Consider the following 19,502-nt stretch of genomic DNA (forward strand, 5'->3'; position numbering starts at 1 on the left):
TGACTATTACGGGAATCACCGGAGATGACAAAGAATATGATGGCACCACTACAGCTACTGCAACAGGAACAGCTTCACTAAGCGGTGTAGAAACAACAGATGTTGTAAGCTTAGGAGGCACACCAGTCTTCTCTTTTGCCAGTGCCGATGTAGGTACCGGCATTGCGATCACCACCACAGGTTATACGATTTCCGGAACGGATGCTGGTAACTATTCCTTGACTCAGCCAACTTTGGCTGCTGACATCACCACAAAGGCATTAACCATTACAGGAATCACGGGAGATGACAAGGAATATGATGGCACCACTACAGCTACTGCAACAGGAACTGCTTCACTAAGCGGAGTAGAATCAACAGATGTTGTAAGCTTGGGCGGTACACCGGTCTTTACCTTTGCCAGTACCGATGTAGGTACCGGCATTGCGATCACTACCACAGGTTATACGATTTCCGGTGCTGATGCCGGTAACTATACCTTAACTCAACCAACTTTGTCCGCTGATATTACTACTAAAGCCTTGACCATTACAGGAATTACGGGAGATGATAAGGAATATGACGGTACCACTGCAGCTACTGCCTCAGGAACTGCTTCACTAAGTGGCGTAGAAACAACAGATGTTGTAAGCTTAGGAGGCACACCGGTCTTTACCTTTGCCAGTGCCGATGTAGGTACCGGCATTGCGATCACTACAACCGGTTATACGATATCAGGAACGGATGCTGGTAACTATACCTTGACTCAGCCAACTTTGTCTGCTGATATTACAACCAAAGCCCTAACCATTACGGGAATCACGGGAGATAATAAGGAATATGACGGCACCACTGCAGCTACTGCAACAGGAACTGCTTCACTAAACGGAGTAGAATCAACAGACGTTGTAAGCTTAGGGGGTACACCGGTCTTTACCTTTGCCAGTGCCGATGTAGGTACAGGCATTGGGATCACTACAACCGGTTATACAATTTCCGGGACAGATGCCGGGAACTATACCTTAACTCAGCCAACTTTGTCCGCTGATATTACTACTAAAGCCTTGACTATTACAGGAATCACCGGAGATGATAAGGAATATGATGGCACCACTGCAGCTACTGCAACAGGAACTGCTTCACTAAGTGGTATAGAATCAACAGATGTTGTAAGCTTGGGCGGTACACCGGTCTTCACCTTTGCCAGTGCTGATGTAGGTATAGGCATTGGGATCACTACAACCGGTTATACAATTTCCGGGACAGATGCCGGGAACTATACCTTAACTCAGCCAACTTTGTCCGCTGATATTACTACTAAAGCCTTGACCATTACAGGAATTACGGGAGATGATAAGGAATATGATGGCACCACTGCAGCTACTGCAACAGGAACTGCTTCACTAAGCGGTGTAGAATCAACAGATGTTGTAAGCTTAGGCGGTACACCGGTCTTTACCTTTGCCAGTGCCGATGTAGGAACAGGCATTGCGATCACTACAACCGGTTATACGATCTCCGGAGCGGATGCCGGTAACTATACCTTGACTCAGCCTGGTTTATCGGCTGATATTAATCCATTGACTCTTGTTGTTGAAGCCGATGCACAGACTAAAGTATATGGTTCAGCTGATCCATCTTTAACCTATCAGGTCACATCAGGCTCTTTAATTGGAAGTGATGCTTTTAGCGGTAGTTTGACTAGAATAAGCGGAGAAACTGTAGGTACTTATGAAATTACCCAAGGAAGTTTGGGATTGAATAGCAATTACGATTTAAGTTATATCAGTAATGATTTAACGATTAGTAAAGCTACTATTACGGTTACAGCAGATAATCAGACTAAGATTTACGGTGCAGCAGATCCTGCTTTAACGGTAAGTTACAGTGGTTTTGAAAACGGAGATTCTGAATTAGATTTAGAAGGTACATTGAATGTAACCCGTACAACAGGCGAATCTGTTGGTAGTTATGTTATCAGTGCTTCCGGAGCTACTTCTACGAATTATGATATCACTTATATAGATGGGGATTTTGAAATCATTCCTGCTGCTTTAACAATTACCGCTGATGATCAGACTAAGGTTTATGGAGAATCAGATCCTGCTTTAACGGTAAGTTACAGTGGTTTTGAAAACGGAGATTCTGAATCAGATTTAGGAGGTACATTGAGTGTAATACGCGCAACAGGTGAGGGTGTTGGTAGTTATGTTATCAGTGCTTCTGGTGTAACATCAATGAACTATGATATCACCTATGTGGCTGGTAGTTTTGAAATTACCCCTGCTGCTTTAACAATCACGGCAGATGATCAGACTAAGATTTATGGAGAATCAGATCCTGCTTTGACGGTAAGTTACAGTGGTTTTGAAAACGGAGATTCTGAATCAGATTTAGGAGGTACATTGAACATCAGTAGAACCTCTGGCGAGGCTGTTGGCAGTTATGTTATCAGTGTTTCTGGAGCAACATCAATGAATTACAGCATCACCTATATAGATGGGAATTTTGAAATTACTCCTGCTGCTTTAACAATCACCGCAGACGATCAGACTAAGGTTTATGGAGAATCAGATCCTGATTTAACGGTAAGTTACAGTGGCTTTGAAAACGGAGATTCTGAATCAGATTTAGGAGGCACATTGAGTGTAATACGCGCAACAGGTGAGGGTGTTGGTAGTTATGTTATCAGTGCTTCCGGAGCAACATCAATGAATTACAGCATCACCTATGTGGCTGGTAGTTTTGAAATTACCCCTGCTGCTTTAACAATCACCGCAGACGATCAGACTAAGGTTTATGGAGAATCAGATCCTGCCTTAACGGTAAGTTACAGTGGTTTTGAAAACGGAGATTCTGAGTCAGATTTAGGAGGTACATTGAGTGTAATACGCGCAACAGGTGAGGCTGTTGGTAGTTATGTTATCAGTGCTTCTGGAGCAACATCAATGAACTATGATATCACCTATGTGGCTGGTAGTTTTGAAATCACTCCTACTGCTTTAACAATCACCGCAGACGATCAAACTAAGGTTTATGGAGAATCAGATCCTGCCTTAACGGTAAGTTATAGTGGTTTTGAAAATGGAGATTCTGAATCAGATTTAGGAGGTGCATTGAATGTAACCCGTACAACGGGCGAATCTGTTGGCAGTTATGTTATCAGTGCTTCTGGAGCAACATCAATGAACTATGATATCACCTATGTGGCTGGTAGTTTTGAAATCACCCCCGCTGCTTTAACAATCACGGCAGATGATCAGACTAAGGTTTACGGTGCAGCAGATCCTGCTTTAACGGTAAGTTATAGTGGTTTTGAAAACGGAGATTCTGAATCAGATTTAGGAGGTACATTGAACATCAGTAGAACAATAGGCGAATCTGTTGGCAGTTATGTTATCAGTGCTTCCGGAGCTACTTCTACGAATTATGATGTCACCTATATAGACGGGGATTTTGAAATCACCCCTGCTAGTCAAACTATAACTTTTAATCCATTACCAGTATTAAATTTAGAATCTGATGATGATTTTCAGCTTCAAGCTGTGGCTTCATCAGGTTTACCGGTAAGCTACTCCTATACGTATACCTCAGATGTTCCTGCAGCAATGGTGAGTGCTGATGGTTTTGTAAGCCTGGTACAGTCGGGTAATATTGTCATTACAGCATCACAGTCTGGAAATGAGAATTATTCTCCCGCTACGCCTGTCTCTCAAGAATTAGAGATAACAAGTTCAGAAGCTTCTATTAGAAGTTTGTTTATAGGTGATGAAGTATTTACAAATCCAGATTCACAAATTATCTATGTTATAGATTGTGATGAGACAGCACAGGAGCTCGTAGTTTCTTATGAGACAGAGGAGAATGCTGAAAGTGATTCTCCAAAATCATTTACTGTTGATGTATCAAAACCGGGAATCTATCGCTATGCTATTACTATAAGTTCTCAGGATGGTACCAATACTATGACGTATAATATTGAGATTCATAAGCGCTTTATTTTTGATGAAATTGTAGTACAGAAATTCAATAATACATTGCTAGTGAATAATAATCCTGCTACTAATGGTGGGTATAGGTTTGTAGCTTTTACGTGGTATAAAAACGGAAATGTTGTAGGAAACGGACAATACTTTTCAGAAGGAGATGAAGCAACAGATATGCTTGATCCATTAGCGAATTATAGTGTAACCCTTACCACTGAAGAAGGAGATGTATTGAGCACTTGTGATTTTACAATCGAGTTAGATGTTAGCAGTAAAATAAAATTAGCTCCAAATCCTGTACAGGTAAATGCATCAACAACACTTTTTGCAAATTTCGAAAAAGAAGAACTAAAGAATATGAAGGTATCCATTCTAACTATGAGTGGAACCTTGATAGATACATTCTATACCAGTTCTTCAAAATCAACTATTCAAATGCCTGCAAGTATACAAGCAGGAGTATATATTTTAGTTTGCGAAACCTCAAGGCAAACACAAACTGTACAATTTATCGTTCATTAAATAACCGGCAATAGATGAAGTTTTTTATAAATACAATAAAGCAAGTGAGTAGTATGTCTAAAACCCTAATACTCGTATTATTTTTAGGTTCTACTGCTCTGCAGGCACAACATAAGAATGAAGTTGTTGTGCATATCAACGGCCCCGTTTCGGTTCTGGAATATGATGTTATAGATGATTCAGCAGCCTTAGATAATGGAATTGGTTTTGGTCTGGAGTATGGAAGGTATCTTTCTGATAATTGGAGTTTAAGGACTGGTGTGGCTTTGCAACGCTATAGTGGAAATGCAAAACTCAATCGTATTGAAGGTGATTATCTTACACAAGATTCTGAAGCCGAAAGCTTTGAGTTTAGATATGAGTTCACAAACTTTAAAGAGAAGCAAGAGGCTTCTTATGTTCAAATCCCCTTAATCCTACAATATGAAGGAAGCGGCACTACCCGCTTTTTTGCAGCAGGAGGGGTGAAGGTAGGTGTTTTAGCAAGTAGTGATTACGAGTCAGAAGCAGATTTATTAACTACTGCCGGATATTATGAGCAATACGACGCGTTGTTAGAAGGGCCTAAATTTGCAGGCTTCGGTAACTTCGGAAAGTACACTTGGAGTTCAGATGATTTACAATTGAAGACCAATGTGATGCTGAGCCTTGAAACCGGTCTTAAATTACCTGTTTCTAAATGTAGTTATTTCTATGTAAGCGTTTATTTAGATTATGGTCTGGTCAATATTTTTGATGATACATCAGGTAATAGACTGTTGGAATACAATACAGAACCTCAAGTCAACTTTACAGGAAATAGTATTTTAAAGTCTGCTCCAGGAGAAGTAGAAGATATCAAAACAATATCCTTTGGGTTTAAGCTAAAATATAGTTTAGGGTTTTAATTAATGTGACTTGAAAACTTCAGAAGTTAAATACATATTAAAGAATTTAAATAGGACTTGATTGAAGTACTGTGGGCTAATTTTGCATAAAAAGAATGTTATGACACAGACAATTTTGTTCAATAAGAGACCAGAAGGAGCGCCAACTTCAGATAGTTTTAAATTTATAGAGGAAGCAGTTGGTGAGCCACAGGAAGGAGAATTACTGGTAGAACCGCGTTACGTTTCTGTAGATCCGTATTTGAGGGGGCGTATGAACGATACCAAATCCTATGTGCCGCCTTTTCAGGTGGGTGAGCCTATGACCTCTGGAGTAGTTGGAGAAGTGATCACTTCAAAAAACGAGAACTTTAAAGCAGGAGATTTTGTTTCTAAAGTTATGCCATGGAAGCAACAGCAAGTCATCACTACAGACGACCTGCAAAAAGTAGACGCAAATCAAGCACCACTTTCTGCTTATTTGGGAGTTTTAGGAATGACCGGATTAACGGCTTACAACGGTCTTATGGAAATAGGGAAGCCTCAAAAAGGGGAGACCTTGTTGATTTCTGGAGCTGCAGGAGCTGTAGGAAGTATCGTGGGACAAATAGGTAAGATATTAGGATTACGTGTGGTAGGTATCGCAGGAAGTGACGAAAAGATAGACCTGTTGAAAGACAAATTTGGTTTTGATGCCGGTATCAATTATAAGGAAACATCAGATATTAAAAGTGCCATCGGTGATGCTTGTCCTGATGGTGTGGATATTTATTTTGATAATGTAGGAGGTGATATCTCAGATGCAGTACTCTATCACATCAATAAATTTGCCCGTATTATCAATTGTGGAGCTATCGCAGTATATAATAAAACTTCTATACCTCAAAGCCTGAGTGTACAACCCTTTTTAATTAAGAATAGTGCGCTGATGCAAGGTTTTATAGTTTCTAATTATGCGTCTAAGTTTGAAGAGGCTATAAAGCAATTGGCACAGTGGTTACAAGAAGATAAGCTGGATTATTCTGAAACTGTTGTAGAAGGTTTTGAAAATATTCCTCAAGCATTTTTAGATCTTTTTGAGGGTAAGAATAAAGGTAAAATGGTGGTTAAGGTTTAATCTCTTAAATAACACAGAATTTAAAATGCTCCGAGACTCAATAACGATTGATACCCGGGGCATTTTTTATATTCATTTTTGAATAAAGAATCTTTTTACACAGAATTCAGGTAATTAAACTCAACTCAATTCCAGATGCCATTTGCCTGAGTCAGTATCACAGGAGCAGCATCGGTAACTAAAATCGTATGTTCGTGCTGTGTGACATAACCGCCTCTGTTGCCTACAAGCGTCCACCCGTCATTCAATTCTACCGCTGTGTTGGATCTGGTTGAAATGAAGGTTTCGATAGCTACCGTAGTATTCTTCTTAAAGCGTTCGCGATTGCTGCGTACCCGATAGTTTAGGATGTTGTCAGGTGCTTCATGCAGACTTCTGCCTACACCATGGCCGGCAAGGTTTTCAATGACCTTAAAGCCTTTCTTCTTCGCTTCGGTTTCTATAAGATGACCAACGTCTGCAATCTTAACACCATCTTTAATACGATTGATTGCTTTTTGTAGAATGTATTTAGACGCATCTACCAGCGGCTGGTGGTTATGCAGATCTTTATCCAATATAAACGAACCTCCGTTGTCTGACCAGAAGCCATTGAGTTCTGCAGAAACGTCTATGTTGATCAAGTCACCTTCTTTTAAGATTTTCTTAGTAGAAGGAATACCGTGAGCAGCTTCTGTATTTACACTGATGCATGTATAACCGGGAAAACCATACGTCTCAAAAGGAGCTGATTTGGCTCCGTGCTTTTTCAGAAGCTTACCACCATAAGCGTCTAGTTCTTTAGTAGACATTCCAACTTTTGCATACTCACGCATCAGTCTAAGCGTTGTGGCAACCACTTCACTTATTTTTTGCATTCCTACTAATTCAGATTCTTTAGTAATAGACATTTGTGGGATTTTGTGTTGCTGCAAAGTTAGCCTTTTAAAAATATGAATGGAACGTAAAGCAAGACATGCCGATGAATTTTGGGATTGAGAATAAGTTTTTGCGCTATTCTTCGTTAGTAACTGTAACAATTACGTTTTAAAAGATGTCTTTTAATAGGAGTAACTTAGAAATAAGCAGATGAAGCATATAGACTATCTTGAGGAGTGTTTAGAAGAATTACCGGAAGGGTATGTGTTTACTCATGAGGAGTTTAAAGATATTCCCGGTTCAGAAGAGGCGATCGAAAGATACCTCAATAGCTTATCCAAAAAGGGAACAATCAATAAGTTGGCTAAAGATAAATTTTACAAACCACTTATAGCTGTAGAAGAAAATCTATCGCTCAAACCGTATGAAGTTGTTAAAGATTTTCTTTTTAAAGATGGAAAACAAATAGGCTACCTTACCGGTTTCAGTAGTATTGCCGCTTTGAGTTTTGACCATACCAACCCTACGCAAATCGAACTTGGTATAGCAGAAGTACGCAATCCCTTAAAACGGGGACCTTTTAAAATAACATTTATAAAACAGGATAATCCTATCGTTCCAGCGCATATTCCCTATTTTAGAGTGTTAGATGTGTTGCGATTTATACACAAAACTACAGTTGTTACGCCAGACGAAATGTGTTTTTACATCACACAGCAGTTAACCGCTTTTACAGGAAGAGAACATCAAACACTCATCAAGCTTGCTCAGGCATATAATGCACGTACCCGAGCACTTACAGGAGCTCTTATAGAAAAGATAGGCTACGTTAAGCCAGAGGTTTTAGAACTTTTAAAAGCATCTATTGCCGGCTGTACTTCTTTTACCTATCACATAACACCTAAAAATCTACCCAATGCTAAAAACTGGAAGATTATATGTGATTAAGATCCTTTATTCTGAAATTATATTAATAACAATCCCCGATAAACAGTGTTTACCGGGGATTGTTATTTTAAAGAAGTTGAACTACTAGGTAGCAATCCATCTAAATGTGTGATCGCGTTTAGGCACTACAATACGCTGCGAGATCCGTTCTAAGCGATCAGGCAGATTCATTAGATAATCGCGGGCACGCTCTCCTTTATCGTTAAGCCCTTTAATATCATCAATCTTCCAGTCGATAACTAATGATTTTAAAATGGTGATATAATCTTGTGTGGTATAGACCATTGAGCGTTGAGCCGCATCAGAAAAATGCTCCCAGAGTTCACCTATTTGCTGGCCACTTTCGCGTAAGAACATTGCAGGCATCACAATTTTATTGCGCATCATAGACTCAAAAGCCATCATCATTTCACTAGGATCCAGTTCAAAAATACGACGTACAAACTCCATATAAGCAGAAGCATGACGGGCTTCGTCTTTGGCTATGGTATTACAAATTTTAGCAAGTTGTTTGTTACCTGATTTACGAGAAAACGAAGCTACACGACGGTGTGATACATTGGTAGCCAACTCCTGAAAGCTGGTGTATACAAAGTTCTTATACGGGTCCATCCCGGTACCAATATCAAAACCATCACTGATGAGGTATTGCGTACTCACTTCCATCTCGCGCATATTTACACGACCGGATAGGTATAAATATTTATTTAAAAGATCACCGTGACGGTTTTCTTCGGCCGTCCAGGCGCGTACCCATTTAGACCATCCGTTACCATTTACCTGATCTACACCCTGTACACTCATCAGCCAGGATTCGTAGGTAGGAAGCGCTTCTTCTGTAATCGTATCACCTACCAAAACGGTAAAAAGGTCGTAATCCATCTCGCGGCAAAGCTCCTGAATTTCCTTAACATCGTCAATGAATTCCGGGTTTGTCGCATCTGGAAGCATATCAGTAGGCTGCCAGTTTTCTTCAACAGATTTGAGGTATTTGCCTATCAACTCATCCATAGATTTTCCTATGGTTTGCATGACTTCTAGACGTATATTATTTAATTCCATGGGTATTATGCTAATCGTTAAATGACATATGTAGGGTTTGTGCTTAAAAAACGCTTAAGCATCGTGCGTAAAGGTAGCAGTTTTAGACGGTTTGTACTTTAAATGCTATAAAATCTTACTATGCGTGCATAGTTTCTAGCTTCTCAGTTTTGTCTTTTAAAAGTTATTCGACTACTTTGATTAAAATTCTTTTTACTGATACTTAGAACGTGGTTTATTAGTACGTTTCTTTTGCACTACATAACCAACAACTACCATTCCTAAAGTCATTTCAGAAGGATCTTGTTTTAAGGCAATTGAAACCTTAGTTTGTTTAGTGTTTAATATCAGTTTTTTGGTTTCAAAACCTATATACGAACAAATTAGTTTGTCGGATTTATTAAATACTTCCACTGGGATTTTTAAGTTGAAGTTTCCATCAAAATCTGTTTGAGTAGTTATGTTGGTATTTTCAAGTTGAATAGCTGCTCCCGGTAAAGGGTAATCATTTTGATCCAAAACAGTTCCATTGAATGTAAAGCTTTTGTCACTGTTAATTTCAATTACTTGCTGATTCTCTTTTGACTGTTGCTCCTGCTGAGAAGAAACTTTAATTTTCTGAGCTTGCACCGGTTCGCATAAAGCTAAAAGCGAAGTAAAAGCAGCTGCAATACCTAAATTTCTTAAAGGTTTTTTCTTCGGAATGAAGTAGGTAGTTTCCAGTTGGTCTTTGCGGTATCGCCCACAAATTTTCTCACCGTTTTTTACCTTATCGGCAATTTGTTTTCGCGACAGCTCAGTAAAATCGACAACTTCTTTTTTACAACTCGCACAAAACCGACCTTGCGAAGCAGGTGTCATTATCGACCAGTCCTCGTGGCAAGGTTCGGGTATGTTGAGTTTAAAGTGCATTTTTAAAGTTTAGAAATTAAAGTCTCAGTATATATACTTACTGTTTTTATCAGTGTTCACTGCCTACTGAAACTACTTCCTGAACTACTGTTTAATTTCTTCTTGTTTTTTAATTTCGCTTACATCACGGTTTTTTACATATTTTTCTAACCATTGATCTTGTTCCCATAACATGTGTAGAATAGATTCTTTAGCTGCATAACCGTGACTCTCTTTAGGTAGCATCACTAATCGTGCCGTTGCGCCTAATCCTTTTAACGCATTAAAATAACGTTCACTTTGTAATGGGTAGGTCCCGCTGTTGTTATCAGCGACACCGTGAACGAGCAGTAACGGAGTTTTCATCGTGTCTGCGTGCATAAACGGACTCATATTATAATAGATGTCTGGCGCTTCCCAGTAATTACGCTCTTCAGACTGAAATCCAAAAGGCGTCAGCGTACGGTTATAAGCTCCGCTTCGGGCGATACCGGCAGCAAAAAGATCAGAATGCGACAATAAGTTTGCGGTCATAAAAGCCCCGTAGGAGTGTCCGCCAACGGCTACCTTGTTTCTGTCTATATAACCGAGTTCATCTACAGCATCAATCGCCGCTTTTCCGTTAGCAACCAGTTGTTTGATAAAGGTGTCATTAGGCTCAGTATCTCCTTCACCCACAATAGGGAACGAAGCATCATCAAGCACCACATAACCACGGGTTACCCAGTATACCATAGAACCGTAATACGGATAGGTAAACTCATTGGGGTTTGAGGTGGTTTGCCCGGCGCTGTTTTTGTCTTTGTACTCGGTAGGATAGGCCCAAAGCAACATTGGTTTTTTCTCTTTTTTCTCCATATCGTAACCCACCGGTAGGTACAAGGTTCCAGAAAGTTCGAGTCCGTCATCGCGCTTGTACTTGATTACTTCTTTGTGTACATCCTGAATACTCTTAAACGGATTCTCAAATCGCGTGATCTGCTTTAAGCTATTATCGTTTAGATCGCGGATGTAATAATTGGGATATTCGGTAGGGGCTTCTATACGAACCAGGATTTTTCCGGCCTCCATATCAATTGCTTCCTGTAGATTTTCGAGTTTATCGGTGTATTCTGACTCATACATGCGTTCTTTTTCCTGAGTTGCCAAATTCACTTTATCTATAAATGGAAACTGTCCGCGGTCGCTAAAACCGTCACCTATCAGGTAAGCGTTTCCATCAATAAGCGTCAGGACGTTTTGTCCATAATCATTTTCTTGGGTTAGAAAATTTCCGGGATCGCTGTAGGTATCCTGATAATTTCGGTCTGAAATCAATACCGGTTCTGCCGAAGCATCAGCGGGATTGAAGGTATAGGTTTTGGTATTTCGCGTATTCCACCAGTAATCGTAGGCAACAGCGGTAGAATCATTGCCCCAGGTAATGCCGCTGTAACGGTTTATGGTTTTAATCACTGGTTTCACAGCACCGGTAAAAGGCGCCTCCTGCATATAAACCTGATCGCGGAAGGGAACATCCACTTCGGGATCTCCTTTGTCTAAAGCCTCAGCCCAAACTAAAGTGGCCGATTTGTCTGCTCGCCAGTTGAGGCTGCGTTTTCCGGTTTGAGTCGCCATAAACCCCTGTGGTAATTCTTCAATAAGCGGTACTTCATTCACCACTTTTACTTCGGTTCCATCCTTTTTATAGACGGTTACGGTTTCAGGAAAGCGGTAGTACGGCACGATATACGAGAAAGGTTTATGAATACTGGTAACCATTACATATTCGCCATCGGGCGAAAAGGATACGTTTGTAAACATATCTGCAGTATGCCAGATGGTTGAGGTGCCATCCAAATCTTTTTTTACCAAAACCGAAGTGGCCAGTTGCTCAAAATTTGCAACGTCGTTGGGGTTCTGCAACAAATCTTGATAGGTGCGGTTTTGCGCTTTAGAACCATCACTGGTAGAAATCGTAGGACCGGTAGGTACTGCCTCAGCCGTATTGATCAATTCTTTTCGGGTAGCCGGAAGCATATTCAATAACAGACTTTCTCCGTCTTTAAACCAGCTGATGGGATTGCCCATATTGGCGTTGAGGGTAGCTTCGGTCAATTTACTAACTGAAGCTTTATCCAAATCCAGAATCCAAACTTCAACACCCGAATCTGTGGTGTTGGTAAGAGCCATTTTGCTTTCGTCCGGAGACCAGCTGAAGTTGCTCAGCTTTGGATTTTTGGGTAGTCCACTAATCTTGCGGGCATCCATCTCGTCAACCCCTTTGATTTTTACATCATTGTAAAAGGTGGTTCTGCTGCCGATATTGGTTTTTGGATTGATACGTAATCCTCCCAGTCGCAGTTCTTCTTCAGAAAGTTCGGCGATAGTTTTATAGCTGTCGCGATAGAGTAAAAGCATCGTATCACCTTCAGTATTCATAACTACAGCAGGAGCCCGGGGTACATCTACAAGATCCATAATTTCTTTTGGCGGTTTCTGATAGTTGAGATTTACCTGAGCAAATACTGATGTGGTAATCAGCATAATCAGGCTGAGCAGCGTAATTTTTTTCATAGTTTGTGTGCTTATTTTTAAATGGAATATGTTGCACCATATCTACTGAAATCGGTGCAGCACGTCGTGTAGGTAATTTACTCAAAATATACCGGTTTTGAGTTTGCTCGTTAGAATTTTAGCTAGATAAGTGTTGTTGTCTCCTCTAAAAGAAATGATCGTAGAACCTGAGTACTACGAACTTCTGACTCTAAGTTGTTATGCGTGCATAGCTAAATGGGAATACTTTAAAGCATTTAAAATTGAAGAAACAGTATATTACGTCCTGTTTAAAAGCTGTCTTGTGACAGATTCTTATTTCAATTAGATTTTATTAAACTATGTATAATTCTCGAATTGCCGGAATGGGCGCTTATGTCCCCGAAAATGTGGTTACCAATGACGACTTGTCTCAAATTATGGAAACCAACGATGCCTGGGTACAAGAGCGTACGGGTATCAAAGAACGCCGACACATAAAAGATGGCGATGGAAACAGTACTGCTGTAATGGGCGTAAAAGCGGCGAAAATCGCTTTAGAACGCGCAAAGATGACTTCGCAGGATATCGATATGATCGTTTTTGCGACGTTGAGTCCGGATTATTATTTTCCAGGATGTGGGGTGCAGGTGCAGGAACTACTCGATATGCGTACCATACCCGCTCTTGATGTACGTAATCAGTGCAGTGGCTTTGTGTATGCGCTTTCTACGGCAGATCAGTTTATCAAGACCGGAATGTATAAAAACATTCTCGTGATTGGTTCTGAAAATCACAGTGGTGGATTGGATATGACCACACGAGGTCGCAGCGTTTCGGTGATTTTTGGCGATGGGGCAGGAGCTGCAGTGCTTACCCGGGAAGAAGATAACAGCAAAGGTATTTTATCTACGCATCTACACAGTGAAGGCAAGCATGCGCTTGAACTCTCGCTTAAAGGTCCCAGTACAATGGAATGGGTGCCCGAGTTGATCGAGAAAAATCCTCAGGAAGATATCCCGTATTACCCCTATATGAACGGACAGTTTGTATTTAAAAATGCAGTTGTGCGCTTCGCGGAAGTGATTAATGAAGGTCTCGAAAAGAATAACCTTACGGCAAAAGATATCGATATGCTGATCCCACATCAGGCGAATCTGCGAATCTCGCAGTTTGTACAGAAAAAGTTCGGGTTGTCTGACGATCAGGTCTATAATAACATTCAGAAGTACGGAAATACCACAGCAGCATCAATCCCAATCGCGTTAACCGAAGCTTGGGAAGAAGGGAAAATAAAAGAAGGCGATACGGTAGTCTTAGCTGCTTTTGGTAGCGGATTTACCTGGGCGAGTGCGATTATAAAATGGTAGAGCCCCCTAGCCCCCGAAGGGGGAATTCTTAAAAACTGAAAAGAGCAACTGAGTTGCTTTTTTTTATGTCGACAGTTTTGATTCTCAAAACTAAAATGTTATACTGAGCATGTAAAATTATATCTGTATTGAAATTTTGTTTTGTCACACTGAGCTTGTCGAAGTGCAATGTAACCAAGACTTTTTTATGGATCATCAGTGTTTGGCAAACTCAGACGACAGGAGGTCAAAGAAACTAGCGGGTAAAATTACGATGTTGGGTTGCGGTAAAATAATCTCTGAAAATCTGATTGATCACTTGATTTTCACGAGCAGCATTGATCCCCAAATGAGGATAAATCTCAATAATTGCCTGAGAAAGCGCCCTCATCGAAGCAGCAGCGGTCTCGTGAACATGTTTAATAAAATAAGCAGTAAGACCTTTACCAAGTTCTATTTGTTGTTCAATAGTTTCGGCAAAGGCATTACTGTTTTGATTGGCTTTAGTGATGGTATCTTTCAGTGATTTAATATTTAAATCTTTATCAATTTTTAGGACTTCTTCTTTAAAATGGGTAGCCATCCCGATATAATTGACCCAGAGCGTCAAATCTGCAAATACCCGAAAATTGACTTTAAAAATAGGATTAGGTAGGTTAAACTGATCGTATTGAAAGCTATCCGCTTCCTCAACCATCAAATCATCAATGCTAAAGGAACAGGTGCGTGATGCCTGCATTCCCATCGTATTCCAATCGTCAATAAGATTTACACCTGCTTTGGGAATGACAAAGGATTTAAATAGCGGGCTTCCGTCTTCCTGTAGGAGTTCTTTTCCGTTTTCTTTGATTTTTGCGTTTACGGTGACGTGGGTGAGATAGGGGCCTCCGGTGGCATACTTCCAGGTTCCGGAAAGTTTATACTGATCGCCGGTTTTTTCGGCTACGCCAAATAAGCCACCGCTACCGCCCAGAATGGGTTTTTGATGGGTGTCTATAAAAATTCGCTGCGCTGTCTCCCGCTTCATGTTTCCTATAAAATAATTGGCACCGCTGCAGAGCGTGACTGTCCAGCCCAGGCTTCCGTCTATTTGAGCGAGTTCTTTCAGTTTGTGCAGTCCTTCAGTCAGCGTTAATTCTAATCCGCCATGGCTTTTAGGTACCCAGATATTCCAGAGATTTTCACTAGTAATCCATTCCAGAATCTCCGGACTTAATTTTTTCGCCCCTAAAAGACGTTTGCTAAGCAGTTTGTGGTCTGAGTCGTTGTTCATTTTTAATAAGTTTTCGCCATTTTAAATAGCCCGAAGTACCCACAATAAATAAGAAAACGGTAAGGCCCGCATAAATGTATAGCTCTTTGTAGATAAGCAGGGGAATGGAAATGATATTACTAATGTTGAGGTAGATCCAGTTTTCAATTTTTCTCCTGGCCATCAACCACATTCCTGCCCAGGCAAATGCGCTTACTACAGAATCCAGATAGGGTACATCAGAATTGGTATGCTGCGTGAGCCAATAACACATCAACACAAAGCAACCGGCAACAATGCCCGCTGCTTTTAAATGTTCGTTTCGCGTAGCATAGGCGATAGGTGCCTCGTGTTGTTGTTTGCCAAACTTCCAATACAGCCAACCGTATACGCTCATCACCAAGTAGTAGAGGTGCAGCAATATATCAGCATAGAGTTTAGAATGGTACAGCACCCACATCCCGATAACTATACTAATAATGCCAAAAATATAATTGTTGGCGTTGTTTTTGCGGGCAAGTAAAACCTGAGTAATACCAAAAGCGGTACCCAACCATTGTAGCCAAATAAAATTCATAAAAAACTCCTCCATAATACAGAATCAAAAAATGTATTCAATGAGGAGATGAGCCCGTTAGGTAGAAGCACACAAGTTGTGTAGCACAAAATCCCTACGCCGGTACTAACCGGATCAGGTGCGAGGTAAAGCCTCTGGGTATCATCTCAGCCTACATTCAATTGAGTAAGCACCCCATTTCTAGTTGTAAAGTTAGGTGTATCTTATTAAAAACGCCCTGAAATCAGATGGATTTAGGGCGTTTTTTAAAAGTCTTTTAAAGCCAATTATTTTTTCTTCGGTTTAAAAACCGGAAGTATTTTTGTGGAAACCTCGCCGAAACCGATGCGGGCAGCTCCGGTTTTTTCACAATGTCCGCGTACGATCACAGTATCTTTATCTTCAATGAATTTGCGGTCACCGCCTTCTTTTAATTTAACTGGTTTAGAGCCCTTCCAGCTTAGTTCTAGCATAGAACCATAGGACTTGGGAGTAGGTCCTGAAATGGTACCGCTACCCATCATATCACCACTGTTTACAGGACAACCGTTAATAGTATGATGCGCCAATTGCTGGCTCATATTCCAGTATAAATGCTTAAAGTTAGATTTAGAAACTACTGTTTCTGTTTTATTTTCAGGCTTGATGCTAACTTCAAGGTTGATGTCAAAAGTCTTTTTACCGGTATATTCTAAATACGGAAGTAATTCTTTTTCCGGCTTTGGGCTCGCCGTTCTAAACGGCTCTAGAGCATCTAAAGTAACAATCCATGGTGATACCGAAGAAGCAAAGTTTTTTCCTAAGAACGGCCCTAATGGAGCATATTCCCAACGCTGAATGTCCCGGGCACTCCAGTCGTTAAATAATACCAGACCAAAGATGTATTCTTCAGCTTGATCAGCAGGAATGGGTTGTCCCAATTCGTTTGCGTCTGTGGTGATGAATGCCATCTCCAATTCAAAGTCTAACTGACGCGACGGTCCAAAAATAGGTTCAGTAGCACCATTAGGTAACTTCTGACCTTGCGGTCTGTGAACCGGAATTCCTGAAGGTATAATAGAACTGCTGCGCCCGTGATACGCAACCGGCATATGTAACCAGTTAGGCATCAGTGCATTTTCAGGATCACGAAACATCGCACCTACATTAGTAGCATGTTCTTTACTGCTGTAAAAATCGGTGTAATCACCTATTTGCACCGGAAGTTGCATTTCTACTTCATTTAAAGCAAAAATAACGGTATCACGATGATCAGGATTGTCTCTTAGATCAGCATTACTTTGTTCAAAAATTTCAGAAATACGATTGCGTACGGCACGCCAGGTCTTGCGACCGTCAGCAATAAAATCATTTAGGGTATCCTGTAGGAAAATATCATCTGTAAGTGGTATCCCTTCAAAATAACCCAATTGATGCAATGCACCCAGGTCTATTGCAAAATCACCAATGCGTGTACCTATGGTGATGATATCATCACGAGTTAAAAACACGCCAAAAGGAATATTCTGAATAGGGAAATCTGTTTGTGCAGGCGTTTCAAGCCAGGTTTTACGTTTAGGATCGTTAGTCTTTGAAGGCATATATTTTTAATAAAATGTTAGTAAATGCTCATTTCAAATATAGAATTAAAATAGTACCAACCAATTCTAATGATTACTTTTGCACCTAATTTAACAAACTTTATAAAGCATGCAACGGGATACTGAAATCTTTGATCTTATTCAGGAAGAAAAACAACGTCAACTTAATGGTTTAGAGTTAATTGCATCAGAGAACTTTGTCAGTGAGCAAGTTATGGAAGCTGCGGGCTCTGTGCTTACCAATAAATATGCAGAAGGGTATCCCGGAAAGCGTTATTATGGAGGCTGTGAGGTAGTAGATGTGGTAGAGCAAATCGCAATAGACCGCGCCAAAGAACTTTTTGGAGCAGCATATGCTAACGTACAACCACACTCCGGTTCACAAGCGAATACTGCAGTTTTTCACGCCGTGATGAAACCGGGAGAAACTTTTTTAGGTTTTGATCTTTCTCACGGGGGGCACCTTACACACGGTTCGCCGGTAAACTTTTCAGGTCGTTTATACAATCCGGTATTTTATGGAGTTGATAAAGAAACCGGATTATTAAACTATGACAAGATCGAAGCGCTTGCTGTGCAAGAAAAGCCAAAGATGATCATTGCCGGTGCATCTGCATACAGCCGCGAGATCGACTATAAGCGTTTCCGTGAAATTGCAGACAAAGTAGGAGCGATCCTTATGTGTGATATGGCACACCCTGCCGGCTTAATAGCAAAAGGAATCATCGGAGACCCGGTACCGCATTGTCATGTTTGTACGACTACAACCCATAAAACTTTACGCGGGCCACGCGGTGGTTTAATATTGATGGGGAAAGATTTTGAAAACCCATTTGGTATCAAATTAAAGAACGGAAACTTACGCATGATGTCTTCTTTATTAGACAGCGGAATTTTCCCAGGGAATCAAGGTGGTCCTTTAGAGCATATAATCGCTGCAAAAGCCATTGCATTTGGAGAAGCACTTACTGATGATTTCTTACACTATATGGTTCAGGTTAAAAAGAATGCTGCTGTTATGGCTGCTGCTTTTGTTGAAAAAGGTTACGATATTATTTCTGGCGGAACAGACAATCATATGATGTTGATTGATCTTAGAAATAAAGACATCTCCGGTAAAGATGCTGAAGAAGCTTTAGGAAAAGCAGATATCACTGTTAATAAGAATATGGTACCCTTTGATACCCGATCTCCATTTGTAACTTCCGGGATGCGAATAGGTGTTGCCGCAGTAACCACTCGTGGATTAGTAGAAGCTGATATGGCTAAGGTTGTTGATCTTATTGATGCAGCTTTAACAAACTATCAGGATGATGATAAATTAGAAGAACTTGCCGGTCAGGTAAACGAAATGATGGGAGATCGTCCTTTGTTTAAGCACTAGGCCTGTTCTAAACTAGATATAAGAAAAGAGGCCGTCTAAAAACATTTAGGCGGTCTTTTTGTTTTTTTGCTGTAGCTATTTTTTTTGGTTTTGCGGATCGGGTAGGATTGTTAATCGTTAATAATTAAAAGCTTTTGGTCTCGCTTTAGATGACCAAAGCTAGCTTTTTAAGGTTGTGAGCCATAGCAACCAGCCCTATTTCTACATTTACTTTTTCGATTCCCCTTAACGCAAAGCGCTTAAAGTTCATATTGTGTTTTATATCCCCAAAAATAGCCTCGATATCCCAACACCGTTGTTTGCGGTGGGCAACCCCTTCTTTACTGAGCAGTTTTTCTTTGGCTTTGGCCTTGAGCCTGATCAGGTTATGGTTGCGTTCTATGATCCGGTGTTGTTTTGATTTGTGGCACAGGCTCTTAAGTGGGCATCCATTGCAGTTGGTTGCCTGATAACGTGTATAGGTCTGCAGGTAGCCGTTTGTGGTTTTCTTTTGGTACTGACCTATGTTGTGCATCTGCTGACCCATTGGGCAATAGTAACAGTCTTGCTCCAGATTGTAATGGAGTTGGTCGGGGTGGAAGGGATCAGGTTCCTTTTTTGCCTGCTTTTGTTCTTTATGGAAGTAATTGTACTTGACAAAGGCCTCTACACCTTCACCT

At 40.6% G+C, this 19,502-nt stretch carries 14 protein-coding genes; 6 read left to right on the forward strand and 8 right to left on the reverse strand.

Annotated elements, in window-relative coordinates; genetic code table 11:
• The 3 genes from DSM02_RS20105 to DSM02_RS20115 form a co-directional block, all read left to right on the forward strand.
• The coding region (locus tag DSM02_RS20105; RefSeq protein ID WP_164918352.1) for an MBG domain-containing protein at nt 1–4,487 on the forward strand (4,487 nt) is incomplete at its 5' end.
• A 14-nt stretch (nt 4,488–4,501) separates the two neighbouring features.
• Nucleotides 4,502–5,374, forward strand: coding sequence for an outer membrane beta-barrel protein (locus DSM02_RS20110; RefSeq protein WP_128767259.1), 873 nt, complete (start codon nt 4,502–4,504; stop codon nt 5,372–5,374).
• Between the two features lie 100 nt (nt 5,375–5,474).
• Nucleotides 5,475–6,470, forward strand: a complete 996-nt coding sequence (locus DSM02_RS20115; protein WP_128767260.1) for an NADP-dependent oxidoreductase — start codon at nt 5,475–5,477, stop codon at nt 6,468–6,470.
• Nucleotides 6,471–6,595: 125 nt separating this feature from the next.
• Here DSM02_RS20115 and map read toward each other — a convergent pair whose 3' ends face one another.
• Entirely contained in the window at nt 6,596–7,360 is a 765-nt protein-coding gene (gene map / locus DSM02_RS20120) for a type I methionyl aminopeptidase (RefSeq protein ID WP_128767261.1), read from the reverse strand.
• Nucleotides 7,361–7,538: 178 nt separating this feature from the next.
• Here map and DSM02_RS20125 point away from each other — a divergent pair, with 178 nt between their 5' ends.
• Entirely contained in the window at nt 7,539–8,276 is a 738-nt protein-coding gene (locus DSM02_RS20125; RefSeq protein WP_128767262.1) for a hypothetical protein, read from the forward strand.
• An 84-nt stretch (nt 8,277–8,360) separates the two neighbouring features.
• On the opposite strand, the gene DSM02_RS20130 is transcribed toward DSM02_RS20125, so the two are convergent.
• From DSM02_RS20130 to DSM02_RS20140, 3 genes are all read right to left on the reverse strand, one after another.
• On the reverse strand, nt 8,361–9,338 hold the full coding sequence (locus tag DSM02_RS20130) for an acyl-ACP desaturase (protein ID WP_128767263.1): 978 nt from the start codon (nt 9,336–9,338) through the stop codon (nt 8,361–8,363).
• A 192-nt stretch (nt 9,339–9,530) separates the two neighbouring features.
• Nucleotides 9,531–10,229 (reverse strand): carboxypeptidase-like regulatory domain-containing protein, encoded by a 699-nt coding sequence (locus DSM02_RS20135; protein ID WP_128767264.1) that lies wholly within the window; start codon nt 10,227–10,229, stop codon nt 9,531–9,533.
• A gap of 84 nt (nt 10,230–10,313) precedes the next feature.
• Nucleotides 10,314–12,764 carry a S9 family peptidase gene (locus tag DSM02_RS20140; protein ID WP_128767265.1) on the reverse strand — a complete coding sequence of 817 codons (2,451 nt, stop codon included), beginning with the start codon at nt 12,762–12,764 and terminating at the stop codon, nt 10,314–10,316.
• A 320-nt stretch (nt 12,765–13,084) separates the two neighbouring features.
• Between DSM02_RS20140 and DSM02_RS20145 the strand changes: the two genes are divergently transcribed.
• Nucleotides 13,085–14,092, forward strand: coding sequence for a 3-oxoacyl-ACP synthase III family protein (locus DSM02_RS20145; protein WP_128767266.1), 1,008 nt, complete (start codon nt 13,085–13,087; stop codon nt 14,090–14,092).
• A gap of 235 nt (nt 14,093–14,327) precedes the next feature.
• Here DSM02_RS20145 and DSM02_RS20150 read toward each other — a convergent pair whose 3' ends face one another.
• The 3 genes from DSM02_RS20150 to fahA form a co-directional block, all read right to left on the reverse strand.
• A complete protein-coding gene (locus DSM02_RS20150) occupies nt 14,328–15,344 on the reverse strand; it encodes an acyl-CoA dehydrogenase family protein (protein ID WP_128767267.1) in 1,017 nt (338 codons plus the stop codon).
• Nucleotides 15,313–15,915: a nicotinamide riboside transporter PnuC gene (pnuC, locus tag DSM02_RS20155; RefSeq protein ID WP_205875188.1), complete on the reverse strand. Its 603-nt coding sequence runs from the start codon at nt 15,913–15,915 to the stop codon at nt 15,313–15,315. Before pnuC ends, DSM02_RS20150 begins: the two co-directional genes overlap by 32 nt.
• A gap of 251 nt (nt 15,916–16,166) precedes the next feature.
• Complete coding sequence (fahA, locus tag DSM02_RS20160) at nt 16,167–17,459, reverse strand: fumarylacetoacetase (protein ID WP_128767269.1); 1,293 nt, start codon at nt 17,457–17,459, stop codon at nt 16,167–16,169.
• A gap of 109 nt (nt 17,460–17,568) precedes the next feature.
• On the opposite strand from fahA, the gene glyA reads away from it, so the two are divergent.
• Nucleotides 17,569–18,843 (forward strand): serine hydroxymethyltransferase, encoded by a 1,275-nt coding sequence (glyA, locus tag DSM02_RS20165; RefSeq protein ID WP_128767270.1) that lies wholly within the window; start codon nt 17,569–17,571, stop codon nt 18,841–18,843.
• 145 nt (nt 18,844–18,988) lie between these two features.
• Here the strand turns inward: glyA and DSM02_RS20170 are convergent.
• Nucleotides 18,989–19,502 (reverse strand): transposase (locus DSM02_RS20170; protein ID WP_164918353.1); only part of this gene is annotated, 514 nt, incomplete at its 5' end.

The organism is Leeuwenhoekiella polynyae, from assembly GCF_004104075.1.
Lineage (GTDB): Bacteria > Bacteroidota > Bacteroidia > Flavobacteriales > Flavobacteriaceae > Leeuwenhoekiella > Leeuwenhoekiella polynyae.